Consider the following 3,341-nt stretch of genomic DNA (forward strand, 5'->3'; position numbering starts at 1 on the left):
CTCCCCACACTTTCCCCTCTCCCTCCCCCGTCTACTGCTGTCAAGCCGACGGTATGGTTGGTTTAGGTTGTGGCGCACGTTCCTACACCAATACTTTGCACTATTCCAATGAGTATGCGGTGGGTGCAAAGGGAATTCGCGATATTTTGCAAGCATATATTCAAACAGCCGATGAGTTATTTGAATACGCGCACTATGGCTTTCAACTAGATGCAGAAGAACAACGTCGGCGATATATTTTATTATCTTTACTTTCTGATGAAGGATTAAATTTGATTAGTTATCGCCAGCGATTTAGTAGTGAAATAGACGCTGATTTTCCAGAACTATCAGAATTGCTGACTTTAAATTTGGCGATAAAGGATGAAGATAGTTTGCAGTTAACTGAATTTGGCATTGAACGTTCTGATACTATCGGCGCGTGGTTTTTTTCTGAGCAAGTTCAGGAATTAATGCAGGATTATGAGTTGAAATAGTAGGGTTTAAACTCTCTTTTTAGAGAAGCGATAAATAACTTTACTACAAAAATTTATATGACATCTACCGTGGGATAAAATATGACCAACAATCAAAATGAACCGAGACAATTTGATGCGGTACTTGGAGGAAAAGCGCCGCTACCATTACAAGATGCTGTTTTAGGTGGTATCGAAGGTGTTAGAAACCGTTTAGTAAATCCTGATGTTGAGATACGTGTAGCGGCTGTTCAAGATGCATTGAATTATCAAGCAGAAGGTTTAAATTTGGTAATTAATTCATTGCAAGATTCTTCAAGAAAAGTTCGTCAAACAGCCTATAATTTATTATGCTATCGGATTGAGCCTCAAGTCAAAAAAGCTTTGCAACAATATAAATGTTGGGACTTATTTGAGCGAATAGATGAAACCTTAATTGAGGGATATATCTATAATACTTTCACAGAATTCTACTATCGGGAAGTTGAAAGCTATGACCCTAACATAGGTCTACAAAATCCTGCTGAAAAAGCTTATGTTATAGATGATGATGTTAATAACTTTTTAAGAGAACCAAAAGTAAATAAAGTAGAAGCTTTGATATTTAGAGGTTACTATGACTTATGGCGCATTTTACCTCCAAATATTCTAAAAAATATTAAAGCACTTTTTTACGGCCCTTATGACATAGATTACCATCTCTCTTGGACAGCTATTCAGGATATTAGCCTTATCTTAAAAGCATTTCCTAATCTAGAAATGTTGCTTGTTCGTGGTGGAGACGAACGTCATACATACAGTGAACCTTGGGAAAAATTCATTTCTTTACGTCACGAACATTTGAAAACGCTAATTGTAGAAACTGGAGGATTAGGGCGTGACAAAATTGCTCAAATTCTCTCTCTGGAACTACCAGCATTAGAACATTTAGAATTATGGTTAGCTAGTGAGGAATATGGTGGTAACTCTTCCATTGATGATTTAATGCCAATTTTCTCAGGCGAGCTATTTCCCAAATTGACTTATTTGGGGCTGCGAAACAGTGAATATAGCGATAATATTGCCACTACTATTGTTAACTCTCCTATCATCAATACAATCAAAGTTTTAGACCTTTCATTGGGAAACTTAGGAGATGATGGTGCTGAAGCTTTACTAAATTGTCCTGCTGTGAATCAGCTAGATATTCTTAACCTTTATGATAGTTGTTTAACTGAAGAAATGGTTGAACGCTTGAAACTATTAGATGTTGAAGTTATCGCAGATACACTAAAGGGATCGGAAGACCGCTATTGTTCTGTTTCTGAATAATTAAAGTTTCAATAATTAATTTGGATATTCAACTAATATGCATCTCACGATCCTTTATCGCGGTTCTTTAATTAGTTGCAACTACGGTTGTGAATATTGCCCCTTTGCCAAACGCCAACAAACAGCCGCAGAATTAGCTATCGATAAACAATCTTTAGAAAAGTTTGTCAATTGGATTTCCCAACATCCCCAACATCAATTTTCAATTCTATTCACGCCTTGGGGAGAAGCCTTAATCCATTCTTGGTATCAGCAAGCTTTGGTAAAATTAACCCATTTACCCAACGTTAATAAAGCCGCAATTCAAACTAATCTCTCTTGTCAACTAGATTGGGTAGAGGAATGTAATCAAGATAAATTGGCACTTTGGGCTACTTTTCACTCAGAATGGGTGTCACGCGATCGCTTTTTATCCAAATGTCTTCAATTAAACCACCAAAATGTTAAATTTAGTGTCGGAGTTGTGGGTTTTCCTAAGTTTAAATCAGAAATAGCCGCTTTACGTCAAGAATTACCAAACCAAATTTATCTATGGATTAATGCTGTCAAAGCAGAACTCCCCAATTTATCACCAGCAGACAGAGAGTTTTTCCAATCTATCGATCCATTATATGAATTAAATACTCATCATTATCCTAGCCTTGGGCATTCTTGTAGGGCTGGAAAATCAGTGTTTTCTGTTGATGGCGATGGGACAATACGCCGTTGTCATTTTATTAAATCACCAATTGGGAATATTTATAATTCTGATTGGGAAACAGCTTTATCTGACCAACCTTGTACTAACCAAACTTGTCATTGTCATATTGGTTACATTCATCTCGATTATTTAAACCTGAATCAGGTGTTCGGTTCTGGTATTTTAGAAAGAATACCCGAACAATGGACTAATTTAGCCTTAAGAAACGGTAAACTATAATTATACCAATTTGCATTCACCAAACCTAATTTCATAATTTCTATTCTCCATCTCCCCACAGCAAGAATTATGAAAGTTTTAAAGTTAGTCTTAGCATTTCTCTTACTACTAAGCACCCCTGCTATGGCAGTTGAATTCAAAGGGCAGAATATCGATGGTCAAAAGTTACCCGCCAAAGCTTACTATTATGCAACTGGTGGGGTATACAAAGTCCAGGTACGCTTTCACAAAAAACGAGCGACAATTTATTTTGACGATGGCAATCAAATAACTATACAGTTGAACCAGGAAGCGATCGCTGACTCAAACAATATTGAAGGCTTTGGAATGCTAGGGCAATATCCCATCAATGCAATATTCAGTCTTGGGTTAGTATATAGCAATAATTGGCTAGGCGGCAGCGATAATCAATTCCAACAATCTAATCCACTGTCTGGCTTGTGGAAAATTAGTTTGGAATAAAAGAGAATGGGAAAACCTCCGCCGCCCACTTTCATCGGCGTTGCGTAAGTCCTATTTAAATTACTATAGATAACATTAGATAACATATTATTCCCTGCGGGCTACCCTAGTACTCTGTCAACCTAAAAATGCGCTTCTTTCGGGCTGAGGAAAGGGTAAGGGATTTAAAACCTCTTTCCCCTTCCCCCTTCCCC

Annotated in this window: 3 protein-coding genes and 1 pseudogene; all 4 read left to right on the forward strand. The window is 37.3% G+C overall.

Annotation, left to right across the window (positions count from 1 at the left end; translation table 11 throughout):
- Positions 1-476 (forward strand): annotated as a pseudogene (locus GNE10_RS33170) (coproporphyrinogen III oxidase family protein); the annotation flags it as partial.
- An 81-nt stretch (positions 477-557) separates the two neighbouring features.
- Positions 558-1,766, forward strand: coding sequence for a HEAT repeat domain-containing protein (locus GNE10_RS33175; protein WP_185570307.1), 1,209 nt, complete (start codon positions 558-560; stop codon positions 1,764-1,766).
- Positions 1,767-1,803: 37 nt separating this feature from the next.
- Positions 1,804-2,685, forward strand: coding sequence for an STM4011 family radical SAM protein (locus GNE10_RS33180; RefSeq protein ID WP_185570308.1), 882 nt, complete (start codon positions 1,804-1,806; stop codon positions 2,683-2,685).
- Positions 2,686-2,754: 69 nt separating this feature from the next.
- A complete protein-coding gene (locus tag GNE10_RS33185; RefSeq protein WP_185570309.1) occupies positions 2,755-3,147 on the forward strand; it encodes a hypothetical protein in 393 nt (130 codons plus the stop codon).
- Positions 3,148-3,341 lie beyond the last annotated feature (194 nt).

This window comes from Nostoc sp. 2RC, assembly GCF_014222165.1.
In the GTDB taxonomy this organism is placed as follows: domain Bacteria; phylum Cyanobacteriota; class Cyanobacteriia; order Cyanobacteriales; family Nostocaceae; genus Nostoc; species Nostoc linckia.